Annotated in this window: 13 protein-coding genes; 7 read left to right on the forward strand and 6 right to left on the reverse strand. The window is 70.2% G+C overall.

Features of this window, described 5'->3' with window-relative positions:
• Window positions 1-161 precede the first annotated feature (161 nt).
• Window positions 162-1,559: an LCP family protein gene (locus ACFKCF_RS02795; RefSeq protein ID WP_394490247.1), complete on the reverse strand. Its 1,398-nt coding sequence runs from the start codon at window positions 1,557-1,559 to the stop codon at window positions 162-164.
• Between the two features lie 296 nt (window positions 1,560-1,855).
• On the opposite strand from ACFKCF_RS02795, the gene ACFKCF_RS02800 reads away from it, so the two are divergent.
• The 4 genes from ACFKCF_RS02800 to ACFKCF_RS02815 all read left to right on the forward strand — a co-directional run bounded on the left by ACFKCF_RS02800 (window position 1,856) and on the right by ACFKCF_RS02815 (window position 6,368).
• The gene (locus ACFKCF_RS02800; RefSeq protein WP_394490249.1) at window positions 1,856-2,584 is read left to right on the forward strand and encodes a hypothetical protein; all 729 of its coding nucleotides are present in this window, start codon (window positions 1,856-1,858) and stop codon (window positions 2,582-2,584) included.
• A gap of 57 nt (window positions 2,585-2,641) precedes the next feature.
• Window positions 2,642-3,805, forward strand: a complete 1,164-nt coding sequence (locus tag ACFKCF_RS02805; RefSeq protein ID WP_394490747.1) for a thiolase family protein — start codon at window positions 2,642-2,644, stop codon at window positions 3,803-3,805.
• Complete coding sequence (locus ACFKCF_RS02810; RefSeq protein ID WP_394490251.1) at window positions 3,802-5,892, forward strand: 3-hydroxyacyl-CoA dehydrogenase NAD-binding domain-containing protein; 2,091 nt, start codon at window positions 3,802-3,804, stop codon at window positions 5,890-5,892. Before ACFKCF_RS02805 ends, ACFKCF_RS02810 begins: the two co-directional genes overlap by 4 nt.
• A 92-nt stretch (window positions 5,893-5,984) precedes the next feature.
• Window positions 5,985-6,368 (forward strand): SSI family serine proteinase inhibitor, encoded by a 384-nt coding sequence (locus ACFKCF_RS02815; RefSeq protein ID WP_394490253.1) that lies wholly within the window; start codon window positions 5,985-5,987, stop codon window positions 6,366-6,368.
• A gap of 33 nt (window positions 6,369-6,401) precedes the next feature.
• On the opposite strand, the gene ACFKCF_RS02820 is transcribed toward ACFKCF_RS02815, so the two are convergent.
• Together ACFKCF_RS02820 and dxs are read right to left on the reverse strand one after the other, a co-directional pair.
• On the reverse strand, window positions 6,402-7,874 hold the full coding sequence (locus ACFKCF_RS02820; RefSeq protein ID WP_394490255.1) for an amino acid permease: 1,473 nt from the start codon (window positions 7,872-7,874) through the stop codon (window positions 6,402-6,404).
• A 129-nt stretch (window positions 7,875-8,003) separates the two neighbouring features.
• Window positions 8,004-9,884, reverse strand: a complete 1,881-nt coding sequence (dxs, locus tag ACFKCF_RS02825; protein WP_394490749.1) for a 1-deoxy-D-xylulose-5-phosphate synthase — start codon at window positions 9,882-9,884, stop codon at window positions 8,004-8,006.
• Window positions 9,885-10,061: 177 nt separating this feature from the next.
• Between dxs and ACFKCF_RS02830 the strand changes: the two genes are divergently transcribed.
• Genes ACFKCF_RS02830 through ACFKCF_RS02840 form a run of 3 tightly spaced genes read left to right on the forward strand, consistent with a single transcriptional unit; the run spans window position 10,062 to window position 12,541 of the window.
• The gene (locus ACFKCF_RS02830; protein ID WP_394490257.1) at window positions 10,062-10,907 is read left to right on the forward strand and encodes a neutral zinc metallopeptidase; all 846 of its coding nucleotides are present in this window, start codon (window positions 10,062-10,064) and stop codon (window positions 10,905-10,907) included.
• A gap of 43 nt (window positions 10,908-10,950) precedes the next feature.
• Window positions 10,951-11,763, forward strand: coding sequence for a neutral zinc metallopeptidase (locus ACFKCF_RS02835; RefSeq protein ID WP_394490259.1), 813 nt, complete (start codon window positions 10,951-10,953; stop codon window positions 11,761-11,763).
• Between the two features lie 22 nt (window positions 11,764-11,785).
• Window positions 11,786-12,541 (forward strand): neutral zinc metallopeptidase, encoded by a 756-nt coding sequence (locus tag ACFKCF_RS02840; protein WP_394490261.1) that lies wholly within the window; start codon window positions 11,786-11,788, stop codon window positions 12,539-12,541.
• Between the two features lie 4 nt (window positions 12,542-12,545).
• Here ACFKCF_RS02840 and ACFKCF_RS02845 read toward each other — a convergent pair whose 3' ends face one another.
• The 3 genes from ACFKCF_RS02845 to ACFKCF_RS02855 are packed head-to-tail and all read right to left on the reverse strand — an operon-like array spanning window position 12,546 to window position 15,810.
• The gene (locus ACFKCF_RS02845) at window positions 12,546-13,751 is read right to left on the reverse strand and encodes an ROK family protein (RefSeq protein WP_394490263.1); all 1,206 of its coding nucleotides are present in this window, start codon (window positions 13,749-13,751) and stop codon (window positions 12,546-12,548) included.
• 35 nt (window positions 13,752-13,786) lie between these two features.
• Entirely contained in the window at window positions 13,787-15,049 is a 1,263-nt protein-coding gene (locus ACFKCF_RS02850) for a sugar ABC transporter permease (protein WP_394490265.1), read from the reverse strand.
• On the reverse strand, window positions 15,046-15,810 hold the full coding sequence (locus tag ACFKCF_RS02855) for an ATP-binding cassette domain-containing protein (RefSeq protein WP_394490267.1): 765 nt from the start codon (window positions 15,808-15,810) through the stop codon (window positions 15,046-15,048). Before ACFKCF_RS02855 ends, ACFKCF_RS02850 begins: the two co-directional genes overlap by 4 nt.
• Between the last annotated feature and the right edge of the window lie 22 nt (window positions 15,811-15,832).

Here is a 15,832-nt window from a genome sequence, read left to right on the forward strand (position 1 = left end):
GAGATCGGGAGCACGCTGTTGGTGAGCCGATCGGCCCTCCGACACCCCCTTTGACCACGGAATTCACCCGCGCGGGCACGCTCCGGGGTCGCGCGCCACGAGACGCCACCGGCCGCCCGAAAACCAGGTCCGGGCGGCCGGTCAAGGGGCACAGTCAGGGATCACAGGCAGGGGTTGGTGGTGGAGTCGACGACCTTGTCCTTGAGCGAGTCGGGGATCGCCGACACGACGCGCACGCCGGGCCAGTCCGCCCCGATGACGAGCTGGACGATCGGCCCGCCGGGGACCTCGACGCCGGCCTTGGACTTGTACGGCTGCGTGGTGACCGGCCTGACCTTGCCGGCCACGGGCGTCCTCTTCTCCTTCGACAGCCGCACCGCCACCGCGTCCCCGTAGGCGGGCCCGTCGGCGGCGTCCTTCTTGGCATACCGGAGGGCGGTCTTCGGGGTCGTGGCGACGTTGCCGACCTCCGTGATCACGAACCCCTGGGCGGCCAGCTCGTCGGCCACCCTGAGCGCCTTGCCCTGCTCCCCCGTGCCGTTGAGCACCTGGACGCGCACCTGCTTGTTCTCGATCTTGGGCCCGGCGGACTTGCCGGGCGTGGGGGCGGCGGTGACCTCGACGTCGTTGCGCACGCTCTCGAAGAAGTCGCGCGCGGCCGGCTGGCTGAACTGGACCCGGTTCTTGTCGGCCGGGTAGGGCTCGGTGGGCACCGTGATGCCCTTGAGCTCCTTGGTCGTCAGGCCCTTGACGCTGAAGGCGATCTCCACCATGCGGTCGAGCGTGAGCTGGTCGTCCAGGGTGACGGCCTTGGTGGCGGCCAGCAGGAAGGAGTTCAGCTTGCCCGGGTCGGTGAGCAGGCCGCCGTCGGTGACCGCCTGCAGCACCTTGGTGAGGAAGACCTGCTGGCGCTGGATCCTGCTCAGGTCGCTGCCGTCGCCCAGCGCGTAGCGGGTGCGCACGTACCCCAGCGCCTGCTCGCCGTTGACGACGTGCCGGCCCGCGCTGAGCACCAGCTTCGCCTTGGGGTCGTTGACGGCCTTGGGCAGGCAGATCTCGATGCCGCCGATGGCGTCGATGATGCCCTTGAAGCCGGTGAAGTCCACCTTCACGAAGTGGTCGATCCTGATGTTCGTGAGCGACTCGAGGGTCTTGATCGTGCAGTTGATGCCGCCCTCGTTGAAGGCGGCGTTGATCTGGCGCAGCCCGCCGGGGATCACGGCGCCGGTACGGCTCTTGCACTCCGGGATCGCGACCATGGAGTCGCGCGGAAAGCTGATCATGGTGGCCTTGTCCCGGTTGGGGGAGATGTGCAGCAGCATGATCGTGTCGGTGCGCTCGCCGATCTCCTTGAGATTGGGGCCGTACTTCTTGTTGTCGCCCTGACGGGAGTCGGAGCCGACGAGCAGGACGTTGAGCGCGCCGGTGTCCGGCGGGCGGCTCCCGACGTTGATGGGCTCGCGGGGGATCTCGCTCTCGATGCGCCGGTAGTAGGCGTACGCCCCGACCGAGACGACCACCAGCACCAGCGTCATCCCGATGCCGACCCACCCCAGCATGGAGACCCGCTTTCGCGGGCCACGCTCACGCCGCCTCCTGCGCCGCGGCGAAGCACCCACCACGTGTTCCGGACTCTGACTCACGCGCCCCCCTTCACCCACCCCACAAGAGAAACGCGTTCCGCCAGGTGGCGGCGCGTAGCTCACCGAGTTACCGATGATTCCAGGACTGTCGCGCCTTGCAGATAAAAGTGGCAATCCTCGGTGCTGCCACTGTTGTGTGCCGGGCGAGGAGCTCCATCCAAAGCGCGCGAATCCAGGGCGTCGCCACGCAGAGTGACGCCATGATGACATTCATGCTGTTGACCGAGATGGCGCCCCCTCCAGGCGCCCAGGAACTGGCCGGGCTGCGGGCCACGGCCAGGACCGCCCGCCGCCGCGCCTTCGTCGCGCTCTCCGCCTCGATCGCGCTGCTGGCCACCGCCCAGCTGCTCGCCGACCGGGCGCAGACGAGGGAGCAGACGCTGCCGCTGGCCGTGCTGTCGCTCGTGGTCTTCGCGGCCGCGGTGCCCGCGCTGGCGATCACCCAGTACGTCTGGGGCACCCACGCCCGGTGCGTCCGCCGCAAAGAGCGCGAGCTGTACGCCGCGCCCCGCACGGGCCGCGTGCGCCCCCTCAGCAGGCTGGCCGTGGCCTGCTGCTGGGCGGTGACGCTGCTGCTCGGCTGGACGGCGCCGCGCCTGTTCCGGGAGGCCGCCCTGTACGGCTTCGCCGACTCCCTGGGCTGGGCCATCGAGGCGCTGGCGCTGATGAGTCTCGCGGCCGGGGTGTTGTTCGCCCTCTGGTGGGCACGTGACGCATTGGGGACACTGGCGTGCGTCCTGCGGTCGGGCGGGTCACCTGGCGATCCGTGGGACCCCGGCCGAGGCGCGCGCCGGAGAGAGGGCGCGGCGCTCTGGACGGGCGCGGCCGTGGCGGTCGCGGCCCTGGTCGGGGCCCGCGCCCATCTCTGGGAGCCGGCCACGGTGGTCGTTTACACATTGCTGACCGCCGCCCTCGTCTGCGGAGTAGTTACTGACGAGTAGCATAGGCACGGAACCCTATCAACGAGGAGCGAATCCGTGCCTTCCTCTCGTGACGTCGTGTTCGTCGACGGCGTGCGCACGCCTTTCGGCAAATCAGGACCGAAAGGGCTGTACGCGGAGACCCGCGCCGACGACCTGGTCGTCCGCGTCATCCGCGAGCTCGTCCGGCGCAATCCCAACCTGCCCCCCGAGCGAGTGGACGAGGTCGCCATCGCCGCGACCACGCAGATCGGCGACCAGGGCCTGACCATCGGCCGGGCGGCGGCGGTGCTGGCGGGGCTGCCCAAGAGCGTGCCCGGCTACGCGATCGACCGCATGTGCGCGGGCGCGATGACCGCGGTCACCACGGTCGCGGGCGGCATCGCGTTCGGCGCGTACGACGTGGCCATCGCCGGCGGCGTCGAGCACATGGGCCGCCACCCGATGGGCGAGGGCGTCGACCCCAACCCGCGCTTCCTGTCGGAGAAGCTGGTCGATCCGAGCGCGCTGGTCATGGGCATGACGGCGGAGAACCTGCACGACCGCTACCCGCACATCACCAAGGGCCGCGCGGACGCGTACGCGGTGCTGTCGCAGGAGCGGGCGGCCAAGGCGTACGCCGACGGCAAGATCCAGCCCGACCTGGTGCCGACCGCGATCAGGACGGCCGAGAAGGGCTGGGGCCTGGCGGTCGAGGACGAGGCGCCGCGGCCCGGCACCACGACGGAGGGGCTGAGCGCGCTCAAGACGCCGTTCCGGCCGCACGGCAACGTCACGGCGGGCAACTCCTCCGGCATCAACGACGGCGCCACCGGGTGCGTCGTGGCAGCCAAGGAGGTCGCGGACGAGCTGGGGCTGGGCGCGCGGATGCGCCTCGTCTCCTACGCGTTCGCGGGCGTGGATCCCGAGGTCATGGGCGTCGGGCCGATCCCGTCCACGGAGCGGGCGCTCCGGCTGGCCGGCCTGGACATCTCCGACATCGGGCTGTTCGAGATCAACGAGGCGTTCGCCGTCCAGGTGCTGGCGTTCCTCGACCACTTCGGGATCGCCGACGACGATCCCCGCGTGAACCAGTACGGCGGCGCGATCGCCTACGGGCACCCGCTCGCCTCCTCTGGCGTGCGGCTGATGACGCAGCTCGCGCGGCAGTTCGGCGAGCGTCCCGACGTGCGGTACGGCATCACCACCATGTGCGTCGGCATGGGCATGGGCGGCACTGTGATCTGGGAGAACCTCGCATGACCAGTCTTGAGACCTGGCGCACGCTGCTGAGCCGGCGCAGCACCGACGAAGTCGTCACCAAGGCGCTCGTGCGCGACGTCCAGCTCCCCTACGGCGCCGGCACGATGGCGCTGATCACGCTGGACAACGGCTTCGACCACACCAAGCCCAACACGTTCGGCCCGAACGGCCTGTTCGCGCTCAACGGCGCGCTGTCGGAGATCGCCGAGCGCAACGACCTGGCCGCGGTGGGCGTGACGGGCAAGCCGTTCATCTTCGCCGTCGGCGCCGACCTCAAGGGCGCGGCCGCACTGTCGACGCGCGAGGAGGCCCTGGCCATCGGCGCGCTGGGGCACCACGTCTTCCGCAGGCTGGGCGAGCTGGCGATCCCGTCGTTCGCGTTCGTGAACGGCGCCGCGATGGGCGGCGGGCTCGAGGTGGCGCTGCACTGCACGTACCGGACCATCTCCTCGGGCGTGCCCGCGGTGGCACTGCCGGAGTGCTTCCTCGGCCTGGTGCCGGGCTGGGGCGGCACGCAGCTCCTGCCCCACCTGATCGGCCCGGCGAACGCGATCAAGCTCGTCATCGAGAACCCGCTCTCGCAGAACCGCATGGTCAAGGGCAAGGAGGCGTACGAGCTGGGCGTCGCGGACGCGATGTTCGAGCCCGCCGACTTCCTGGAGGAGTCGCTGCGCTGGGCCGCCCGCGTGGTCAAGGGCGAGCTGGCCGTGGAGCGGCCCTCCCACGAGGAGGACTGGGACAAGACGGTCGCCGACGCGCGCTTCCTGGTGGACATGAAGCTGCGCGGCGCCTCACCCGCCCCCTACCGCGCGCTCGACCTGATCGCCCAGGCCCGCACGGCCTCGCGCGATGAGGGCTTCGCGGCCGAGGACGAGGCGCTGGCCGACCTGCTGATGGGCGACGAGCTGCGGGCCGGGCTCTACTCGTTCGACCTGGTGCAGCGCCGCGCCAAGCGGCCCGCGGGCGCGCCCGACCGGTCGCTGGCCCGCAAGGTCACCAAGGTCGGCGTGGTGGGTGCGGGGCTGATGGCCTCGCAGATGGCGCTGCTGTTCGCGCGCCGCCTGGAGGTGCCGGTCGTGCTGACCGACCTCGACCAGGCCCGGCTCGACAAGGGCGTCGGATACGTGCACGCCGAGGTCGACAAGCTCCTCGGCAAGGGCCGCGTCTCGGCCGACCAGGCCAACCGGCTCAAGGCCCTGGTGACCGGGTCGCTGACGAAGGACGCCTTCGCCGACGCCGACTTCGTGATCGAGGCCGTGTTCGAGGACATGGCGGTCAAGAAGCAGGTGTTCGCCGAGGTGGAGGCCGTGGTCTCGGCCGAGTGCGTGCTGGCCACGAACACCTCCTCGCTCTCCCTGACCGAGATGGGCGCCGGGCTGGCGCACCCCGAGCGGCTGGTCGGGTTCCACTTCTTCAACCCGGTCGCCGTCATGCCGCTGCTGGAGATCATCCGCGGCGCCGCGACGGACGATGCCACGCTGGCCACGGCGTTCGCTGTGGGCAAGTCGCTGAAGAAGTCGTCGGTGCTGGTCAAGGACGCCCCGGCGTTCGTGGTCAACCGGCTGCTGACCTGCTTCATGGGCGAGGTCGTGACGGCCGTGGACGAGGGCACGCCCCTGGAGGTGGCCGAGCACGCGCTGGACGGGCTCGGGCTGCCGATGTCGCCGTTCGCGCTGCTGCAACTCGTCGGCCCGGCCGTCGGCCTGCACGTCGCCGAGACGCTGCACGAGGCCTTCCCCGACCGCTTCGGCGTCTCGGAGAACATGGCCAAGCTGGTCGCCGCGGGCAAGCCGGGCGTCTACGGGCCCGACTTCACGCTCGACCCGGAGGCGGTGGCCCTCTTCTCCGGCGGCGCGTCACCGTCCACCGCCGAGCAGGTGCGCGAGCGCGTCCTCGCGGCGCTGGCCAGGGAGATCCGCATCATGCTGGACGAGGGCGTGGTCGCCGCGCCGCAGGACATCGACCTGTGCATGATCCTCGGGGCCGGCTGGCCGTTCCATCTGGGTGGGATCACCCCGTACCTGGACAGGGCCGGCATCGCCCAGCCGCGGTTCCTGCCGCCCGGCGTGGCCTCGCTGCCTGCCTGAGTCCTTTGAAGGGGGCCCGCCCGGCGGGCCTCCTTAGCCCTCGCCGATCTCCGTCGTAGCGTTGAGTACCGTTCTACGAACGGAGAGTATTCATGATGAGAGCACTCGGCGCCCTCGCGCTCTGCGGAGCCTTCCTGCTGGGCGCGTCGGCGCCCGCCCTGGCCACGCCACACCCGAAGGCGGAGCTCAAGATCGTCGACGCCGCCAAGGGCGGCGAGACGAGGACGGTCTGGCTCTACTGCGGGCCCGCGGGAGGCACCCACCCGAACGCGCGCGCGGCCTGCCAGCTGCTGGAGAAGGTCGACGGGCACCCCGAGCGGCTCAACGTCACACCGAACGCCATCTGCACGAAGGAGCTGCAGCCGCACGCCGTCGTGGTGGCCGGCCAGTGGCACGGCAGGGCGGTGCAGTGGGCCAAGGTCTTCGGCAACGGCTGCACGATGAAGGCCGCGGTGGGAGCCGTCGTCTCGCTCTGAGCGGCCGCAGGGGGCGGGCGCGCGCCCGCCCCCTCAGGCGCCGCCCCTGGCGCGGACCTTCACCGTCCTGCTGTGGCGGTAGCCGTAGACGAAGTAGATGACGACGCCGATGATCATCCAGACCAGGAACCTCAGCCACGTCTGCACCGGCAGGTTGAGCATGAGGTAGAGGCAGGCCAGCACCGACAGGACCGGCAGCACCGGCACGAACGGCGCGCGGAACGCCCTCGGCAGGTCGGGCCGGGTGCGCCGCAGGATGATCACCCCGATCGAGACCACCACGAACGCGAAGAGCGTGCCGATGTTCACCAGCTCGGCCAGCTCACCGAACGACACGAACCCGGCCAGCGCCATCGTCACCACGCCGATGATGATCGTGAGCCGGGCCGGCGTGCCGAAGCGGGGGTGGACCTTGGCCAGCGGGCGCGGCAGCAGCCCGTCGCGGCACATCGCGAAGAGCACCCGGGTCTGGCCGAGCAGCAGCACGAGCACCACGGTCGTCAGGCCGGCGATGGCGCCGACGCTGATGATCGTGGCCAGCCAGCCGTAGCCGACCGAGGTGAACGCGTCGGACAGCGGCGCGGAGGTGCTGAGCTGGTCATAGCGCTGCATGCCGACCACGACGAGCGAGACGGCCACGTACAGGGCCGTGCAGATGGCCAGCGAGCCGAGGATGCCGCGCGGCACGTCGCGCTGCGGGTGGATGGTCTCCTCCGCGGCGGTGGCCACGATGTCGAAGCCGATGAAGGCGAAGAACACGATCGCCGCGGCGGCGAAGATGCCCGTCACGCCGAACGCGACCGGCGTGACGCCGAACAGCACCTGGATCAGCGGCGCCTTCAGCCCTTCCACCCGCGGCGTGGACACGGCCTCGGGGATGAACGGCGTGTAGTTGGCCCCCTTGACGAAGAAGAGCCCGGCCACGATGACCAGCAGCACGACCGTGATCTTCGTGATCACCAGGATGAGGTTGACCCGCGAGGAGACCTTGATGCCGATCACCAGGATCACGGTGAGCAGGAGGACGATGAGGATGGCGGGCACGTTGACCACGGGGTTCTCCCCCGCGATCGAGGCGGGCAGATGGATGCCGACGGACGCCAGCATCGAGGCGAAGTAGCCCGACCAGCCGACCGCCACCACGGCAGCGGCCAGTGCCAGCTCCAGGGTCAGGTCCCAGCCGATCACCCAGGCCGGGAACTCGCCCAGGGTGGCGAAGGAGAAGGTGTAGGCCGAGCCGGCGACCGGGATGGTGGAGGCGAACTCGGCGTAGCACAGGGCCGCCAGCCCGCAGACGATGCCCGCGACGACGAACGAGAGCGCCACCGCCGGACCCGCCACCTCCTTGGCGACCTGTCCCGTGAGCACGAAGATCCCGGTGCCGACGATCACCCCGATGCCGAAGACCGTCAGGTCGGTGGCCGTCAGGCGCTTGCGCAGCTGGTGCTCCGGATCCTCGGTGTCACGGATCGACTGCTCGACGCTCTTCGTGCGAAAGATGTCCACGCCCAGTGATCCTTCCCACACCCGGGGTGATCATGCGTGGCCAGGATCCAGTCTCACCGTGGAGACAGAAGTCCGGGACGCGGCGGTGATCGCCGTACTCGGGGATCACCGCCGCCGTGTGCCGGGCGCTCAGTGGCGGGCGGGCATCTCGTGGGAGGTCCGCTTCGCGACCGCCTCGGTGATCTGCCGGGCGAGGTCCTGCCCGGTCAGGCCGACCCTGGCGAGGATGGCGGCCCGCTTGGCGTGGTCGAGGAACTCCTGCGGGATGCCGTACGTGCGCACGGGCACGTCGACGTCGGCGTCGCGCAGCAGGCGGGCCACGGCGTCGCCCACGGCGCCCACGCGGCCGTTGTCCTCGACGACGGCCACCAGCTTGTGGGCGCTCGCGGCCAGCACGAGCGCCTCGTCGAGCGGCTTGACCCACCGGGGGTCGACCACGGTGGCCCCGATGCCCTGGGCGTCGAGCAGGACCGCGGCGTCCATGCAGAGCTGCGCCATCGGGCCGACGCCGACCAGCAGCACGTCGGGGTCGCCCTTGGGGGTGCGCAGCAGGTCCATCTCGCCCAGCTTGCCCACCGGCTCGACCGGCTCGGCGACCGGGCCCTTGGGGAAGCGCAGCACGGTCGGGCCGTCGGTGACCTGGACGGCCTCGCGCAGCAGCTCGGTCAGCCGGTCGCCGTCGCGCGGCACCGCGACCCGCAGCCCGGGGACGACCTGGAGGATCGACAGGTCCCACATGCCGTTGTGGCTGGCGCCGTCGTCGCCCGTGACGCCCGCCCGGTCGAGCACCACCGTGACGGGCAGCCGGTGCAGCGCGACGTCCATGAGCAGCTGGTCGAAGGCCCGGTTGAGGAACGTGGCGTAGACGGCCACCACCGGGTGCATGCCGCCGAGGGCGAGGCCGGCGGCGCTGGTCAGCGCGTGCTGCTCGGCGATGCCGACGTCGTAGATGCGCTCGGGGAAGGCGTCGGCGAAGGCGTTGAGGCCCGTCGGGTGGAGCATGGCCGCGGTGATCGCGACGAGGTCCTCGCGCTCCTTGCCGAGCCGGACGAGCTCCTCGCTGAAGACGTTGGTCCAGATGCGCGGCTTGGGCTTCTCCGCGCCGGTGGCCCGGTCGAAGGCGCCGGGCGAGTGGAACTGGTCCTCGTCGTGATTCTCCGCGGGCGTGTAGCCGCGGCCCTTCTGGGTGAGGGCGTGGACGATGACCGGGCCGCGGAAGTCGCGGGCCTTGCGCAGCGCCGCCTCCATGGCCTGCTCGTCGTGGCCGTCGATGGGGCCGACGTATTTGAGCCCGAGGTCCTCGAACATGACCTGCGGGGCCAGGACGTCCTTGACGCCCTTCTTGAAGCCGTGCAGGGCGTCGTAGAGCACGGGAACGTTCCCCAACTTGTCCTTGACGTAGTCGAGGAAGTCCTCATACCTGCGGTTGACCCGCAGGGAGGACAGGTGGGAGGCCAGGCCGCCGATCGTGGGCGAGTAGGAGCGGCCGTTGTCGTTGACCACGATCACGAGCCGCAGGTCCTTGCCGGCGGCGATGTTGTTGAGCGCCTCCCAGGCCATGCCGCCGGTCAGCGCGCCGTCGCCGATCACCGCCACGACCGTGCGGTCCTGCTCGCCGCGCAGCTTGAACGCCTTGGCCAGGCCGTCGGCGTAGGACAGCGCGGTCGAGGCGTGGGAGTTTTCCACGAAGTCGTGCTCCGACTCGGCCTGGCTCGGGTAGCCCGACAGGCCGCCCTCCTGCTTGAGCGCCTCGAAGCCGGCGGCCCGTCCGGTGAGGACCTTGTGCACGTACGACTGGTGGCCGGTGTCCCAGACGACGGGGTCGTCAGGGGAGTCGAAGACCCGGTGGATGGCGATGGTGAGCTCGACCACACCCAGGTTGGGGCCCAGATGGCCGCCGAACCTGGCGCACGAGTCGACCAGCAGGTCGCGGATCTCCCCCGCCAGCCGCGGCAGCTCCTCGACAGTGAGCCGTTTGACGTCGTGCGGTCCCTCTATCGAGCCCAGCAACCCGCTCACGGATCCGACTCCCCTCTGCTCTTGTGCGCCGATGACCCGAGTCTAGTTCGCTCGCGCCTCACTGACTCCATCGAGTCAAATCCACCCACATATGTCTGATCTTGGGATAGTTTTTCGGAACATATGAACTCCGCCCCCAAAAGCAAAGTCGCGGCACTGGCGGTCGCCATGCTGGCACTTGCCCTGGCAGCGGCCGGTTTGGTGCTCGTGCTCGCCGACGTGGCCACCACCTCGACGGAGCCGCGGAACGGGGCGGCCCAGCAGCCCTCCTCCCCGGCGGCCAAGGGCTCCAGCGAGTCGAAGAAGGGGCCCTCGATCGGCAGGGCGCTGGCGACGGCGAACCCGCTCTACCGGACCGGACGCCTGACCGACGTCAACTGCGCCCCCGGCGACCTGCCGGCCGGGAGCATGACCGCGTACCGGCGCTTCCTGACCCGCGTGACCAACTGCCTCAACAAGGCGTGGGGCGCCCAGTTCCGCAAGGCCGGCCTGCCCTTCACCAAGCCGCGGCTGCGCATCATCACCACCAAGGTCAGGACGCCCTGCGGCACGTGGAACACCGGCGCCGACGGCGTCTACTGCTCCACCGACCGCACGATGTACCTGATGATCAGCAGGGACCAGCTGCGCAACCCGTTCCCGCTGGGCATCACCCGCCTGATCGCCCACGAGTACGGGCACCACGTCCAGCAGATCTCCGGCATCTGGAACTACTACTGGACCGCCAGGAATGTCGCGGGCAAGGCGAAGCGGCTGCAACTGTCGCGCAATTCAGAACTGCAGGCCGAGTGCTTCTCGTCGGTGTTCATGAGCACGATGAAGGGAACGGCGCTGGTCACCGACGCCGACTGGGCGTACACGGTCGACTGGTTCAGGAAGAACGGCGCCAAGGGCTGGCCCCAGAACGATCACGGCAGGGGCCCCACACAGGCAGCCTGGATGACGCGGGGCTTCAACCGCGGCGGTCCGGGCGCGTGCAACACCTGGTCCGCCGCGTCCCGCAACACGCTTTAATCTTCCTTTACCTGGAACTCCCTATTCAATAGGGTGCCTTCTCATGCGTATCACCCGATTGGCGCTTATGGCAGGCACCCTGGCGAGCCTGCTCTTCGCCGGAACGGCCCACGCGGCCACCGCCGCGCCGGCGTACAAGCCCGTACTGGCGAAAAGCCCGATCTACAAGACGGGCAAGCTCGGCTTCGACTCGTGCCCGGAGCCGAAGGTGCAGTCCGGCAGCCTGGACGAGGTCAAGGGCTACCTGGACGTCGTGCTCGACTGCCTCAACGCCGCCTGGGAGCCCAAGGTGAAGAAGGCGGGCTTCAAGTTCACCAAGCCCGCCATGCAGGTGATCACCAAGCCCGGCGCACCGACCGGGTGCGGCAAGTTCCCCGAGGGCGGCGTGCAGGCCCTGTACTGCTCGACCAACAAGAAGATCACCTTTTTCGCCAGCGCCAACCTCGTCGAGGAGCCGACCGACATCATGCTGATGCTGGTCCTGGCCCACGAGTACGGCCACCACATCCAGAACATGACGGGCATGTTCAAGGCCATGACGCCGTACAGCCGCAAGAACGAGGCCCGCGTGCTCGACGAGTCCCGTCGCCTGGAGCTGCAGGCCGAGTGCCTGGCTGGGGTCTTCACCGGCAGCGTCTGGCACTCGCTGGGCCGCCAGGAGTCCGAGTTCACCTACTGGGTCAAGAACGGCGGCACCGGCCTCGACCTGTCCGCCATCGGGGTGAAGGTCGACAACTGGGGCGAGAAGACGCACGGCAACGCCAAGAACACCGGCGCCTGGCTCAAGCGCGGCTTCGACACCGAGTCGGCCGGCGGCTGCAACACCTGGAAGGCTCCGAAGTCCCAAGTGTCGTAGAAGTCCTCTAAGATCCGCGATCGTGCGCATTTCCCTCTTAGCGGGCATGGTCGCGGGTCTGCTGCTGTTCTCAGCGCTTTTTTCTGGGCCGGCCTGGGCGGCGTCGCGTATCGCGCAGGCCGGCCTTCTGGGGGCGATGGGCGGGGACGTGGTCGCCCAGACCTGCGAGGTCCCCGAGATCCGCGTGGGGAGCGTCGCCTCGCTCAAGGCGTTCTACCGGGCGATGGCCGGATGCGCCGACCGCTTCTGGGCCGGGCGGTTCGCGGCGGCCCGGCTGCCGTACGCGCCGCCCGAGGTCACGATCACGACGGGAAGCGACTCCGTCTGCGGGGAGATCACCAGCAACGGCGCGCAGTACTGCCCCGAGCAGCGCACGATCGCCATCCGGATCATGAAGCACGACCTGCGCGACCCCTTCAGGATGAACATCGCGCACTCCGTCGCCCACGAGTGGGGACACCACGTGCAGCAGCTCATCGGGGTGCTGGACGCGCAGAACGCGCTGTACTGGCAGGCGTCCGGCAACGCGAAGGCCCTGCTGAGCCACCGGCTGGAGATGCAGGCCGAGTGCTTCGCCGGCGTCTTGTACAGCGCCACGCTGGAGTCGATCAAGCCGGGGATCGAGTGGGAGGACTGGATCGACGCGGTGCGCAGGGCCGACGAGAGCGAGATCCACGGCAAACCCCGCAACCTCGCCTTCTGGCAGGAGCGCGGCTACCGCGGCGGGGCCACCGGCTTCTGCAACACCTGGACGGCCGCCAAGTCGAAGGTCGGCTGACGGGTCAGGTGTTGGCGCGGGCGAGGACCTCCAGGGGGTCGGCGAGGACGTTGGCGAAGGCCAGCTCGGCCGCGCCCACCAGCGGGGCGGCGTCCCCGAGCGAGGCCGTACGCAGCCGCAGCCGCTCCCGCTGCGGCGCCATCGCGTGCAGGGCGAGCTGGCTACGCACCCGCGCGGCGGACCCCAGGTAGATCTCCCGGAGGATGCCCCCGAAGATGACCATCTCGGGGTTGAAGATGTTGACCAGGTTCGCGACGCCGAGGCCGAGCCAGTCGCCGACCTTCTTGAGCGCGTCCTGCGCCTCGATGTCGCCCCGGTCGGCGGCCTCCACCACGGCGCGCACCGCGTCGCGCCCGTGCTGCCCGGGGCCGATGCGGCCCGCGGCCTCCAGCAGCGCCCGCTCCCCCACCTCCGCTTCCAGGCATCCGTGGGACCCGCAGCCGCAGGCGCGCCCGCCGGGGTTGACGACCATGTGGCCGACCTCGCCGCCGTAGCCGTCGTGGCCGCCGAGCAGGTGGCCGCCCGCGATGATGCCGCCGCCGATGCCCACGTCGCCGTGCAGGCAGATGAGGTCCCTGACGACGGCGCCGACGCCCCGGCTGTGCTCGGCGAGGGCGGCCAGGTTGGCGTCGTTGCCCACGCTGACCGGCAGCCCGAGGCCGAGGCGGCGGCCCAGCTCCTCGCCGAACGGGATCTCCTCGGCCAGCAGGTTGGGCGAGAACCGCACCACGCCGTCGGCCTTGCGCACGCCGCCGGACACGGCCGCCGCCGCGCCCACGCAGACGGTGTCGTCCCTGGTCTTGCGCCGCATCTGCCGGGCGAAGCCGGACAGCACCCCGGTCAGCTCGTCCAGCTCGAACTTCCCGCGCTCGCGGGTCGTCTCACGCCGGTCGAGGATCACCCCGCCCAGCCCCACGCGGGCCACCGCGAGCCGGTCGGGGCCAACGTCGAAGGCGAAGACGTAGACCCGCGCCGACTCGGGCCGCACCACGAGCGAGGGCCGCCCCGCGCGGCCCGTCTCGCGGGGCAGCTCCTCCCGCACCAGCCCTGCCGCGGTGAGGTCCGAGGTCAGCGCCATGATCGTGCTGCGGTTGAGCCCCATCCTCGAGGTCAGCTCGGCACGCGAGATCGGCCCGCCCAGATGGACATGGCGAAGCAGCGCGCCGAGATTGTGGCGCCTGATGTCCTCTTGGGAGGGGCCGGCACGCATCGTCTGGTATTCCTTCGGGGGCTGTGAGTCGCTGATCACCTTAGACCAGCGGCCGACGCCCGTTTGCGGGCCAGGGCGTCGACGCCCGCGGCGAGCAGCAGGACGGACCCCGTGACCAGGTACTTCACGCTGGCCCCATACCCCATCAGCCCCATGCCGTTCTCGATGACCGCCACCACGGCGCCGCCGAGCACGGCGTCCAGCACCCTGCCCTTGCCACCGAACAGGCTGGTGCCGCCGATGACCGCCGCGCCGACCGCGTACAGCAGGACGGAGCTGCCGCCCGTGTTCGGGTCGACCGAGCTGGCCCTGGACGCGGCCACGATCCCGCCGACCGCGGCCATCGAGGAGCAGATCACGAACGCGCTGATCCTGATCCGGTCGACCGGGATGCCGGCCCGGCGCGCGGCCTCGGTGTTGCCGCCGACCGCGTAGATGTGGCGGCCGAACGCGGTACGGCGCAGCACCATCGTCCACGCGATCAGCAGCACCAGGATGATCGGCACCACGATCGGCACGCCGGTGAGGGAGACCAGCGCCGGGTTGCGGCTGCGCTCCAGGTTGAGCACGTAGACCGCGAGCCCGGCCAGCACCGCCAGCGCGCCCACGCGGGCGGCGATCAGCGACATCGGGTCGGCCGTCAGCCCGCGCTTGGTGCGCTTCCTGGCCCGCAGGAGCTGGACGGCGGCGAAGACCGCCACGCAGGCCGCGTAGAGCAGCCAGCCCAGCCAGGGCGGCAGGTTCTTGTTGGCGATGGCGACGATCACGCTGTCCCTGATGGAGATGTTCGTGCCCTCCTGGACCAGCACCAGGACCAGGCCCTGGAAGGCCAGGAAGGCGGCCAGCGTGACCACGAACGACGGGATCCCGACCTTGGCGACGAGCGTGCCGAGCACCGTGCCGATGATCACGCCGGTGACGATGGCGGCCAGCACGCACACGTACCAGGGCAGGCCCAGGCTGCTGAGCGTGACGGCGAGCACCGCCGCGCACACGCCGCTGGCGAAGCCGGCGGACAGGTCGATCTCGCCGAGCAGCAGCACGAACACCAGGCCCATCGCGATCAGGGTGATCGCGGCGCCCTGGGTGAAGAGGTTGGCGAAGTTGATCGAGGTGACGAAGGCGGGGCGGGCGACGGCGAAGACCGTACAGAGCACGACCAGCCCCAGTACGGCGGGCAGCGCGCCCATGTCCCCGCCGCGCACGCGCTCGACGTAGGCGAGGAAGCTGTTGCCGATCGACGGCGACTGCGTCGCGGCGGCGATGGCCTCGCCGGGGAGTTCTTTGACCTTGCTCATGGGGTGACCCCGTTCTTGAGGCCGAGTTCCCCGCTGCGGCCTGAGGTGATCAGTTCGACGACCTGGGCGTGAGTCACGTCGGCGGTCCTGACCTGGGCGGCCATCCTGCCGAGGTAGAGCGCCGCGATCCGGTCGGAGACGGCGAAGACGTCGTTCATGTTGTGCGAGATGAGCACGACGGCCAGGCCGGTGTCGGCCAGCCTGCGCACCAGCTCCAGCACCTGTGCGGTCTGGGCCACGCCCAGCGCCGCGGTCGGCTCGTCGAGGATGACGACCTTGCTGTTCCACAGCACGGCCTTGGCGATGGCCACGGTCTGCCGCTGCCCGCCGGACAGGCTGGAGACCTGCTGCCTGATGGACTTCACCGTGCGCACGGACAGGCCGCTGAGGGTCTTCTCGGCCAGTTCCTCCATGCTGTCCTCGTCGAGCAGGAGCCCGTTCTTGCGCTCCCTGCCGAGGAACATGTTCTGGACGATGTCGAGGTTGTCGCACAGGGCCAGGTCCTGGTACACGATCTCGATCCCCAGCTCGCCCGCGTCGCGGGGGCTGTGGACGTGCACCTGCCGGCCGTCGAACAGGATCTCGCCGTCGTCGATCGGATAGATGCCGCCGATGCACTTGACCAGGGTCGACTTGCCCGCGCCGTTGTCTCCGACCAGGGCCGTCACCTCGCCGGCGTATGCCTCGAGCTCGACCTTGTGCAGGACCTTCACCGGACCGAAGCTCTTGTCGATCCCGCGCACTTCAAGGAGGGGGGTCATGGGGCTCCCTAAAAGGGGGCAC

This window comes from Nonomuraea sp. JJY05 (assembly GCF_043496855.1).
Lineage (GTDB): Bacteria > Actinomycetota > Actinomycetes > Streptosporangiales > Streptosporangiaceae > Nonomuraea.

Excerpts from the sequence above, each read along its gene's own strand:
- ACFKCF_RS02795 (WP_394490247.1), bottom strand. The coding sequence starts at position 1,559 with ATGCTGGGGTGGGTCGGCATCGGGATGACGCTGGTGCTGGTGGTCGTC.
- ACFKCF_RS02850 (WP_394490265.1), bottom strand. The coding sequence starts at position 15,049 with ATGAGCAAGGTCAAAGAACTCCCCGGCGAGGCCATCGCCGCCGCGACG.
- ACFKCF_RS02800 (WP_394490249.1), top strand. The coding sequence starts at position 1,856 with ATGCTGTTGACCGAGATGGCGCCCCCTCCAGGCGCCCAGGAACTGGCC.
- ACFKCF_RS02845 (WP_394490263.1), bottom strand. The coding sequence starts at position 13,751 with ATGCGTGCCGGCCCCTCCCAAGAGGACATCAGGCGCCACAATCTCGGC.
- ACFKCF_RS02810 (WP_394490251.1), top strand. The coding sequence starts at position 3,802 with ATGACCAGTCTTGAGACCTGGCGCACGCTGCTGAGCCGGCGCAGCACC.
- ACFKCF_RS02830 (WP_394490257.1), top strand. The coding sequence starts at position 10,062 with ATGCTGGCACTTGCCCTGGCAGCGGCCGGTTTGGTGCTCGTGCTCGCC.
- ACFKCF_RS02815 (WP_394490253.1), top strand. The coding sequence starts at position 5,985 with ATGATGAGAGCACTCGGCGCCCTCGCGCTCTGCGGAGCCTTCCTGCTG.
- ACFKCF_RS02855 (WP_394490267.1), bottom strand. The coding sequence starts at position 15,810 with ATGACCCCCCTCCTTGAAGTGCGCGGGATCGACAAGAGCTTCGGTCCG.
- ACFKCF_RS02835 (WP_394490259.1), top strand. The coding sequence starts at position 10,951 with ATGCGTATCACCCGATTGGCGCTTATGGCAGGCACCCTGGCGAGCCTG.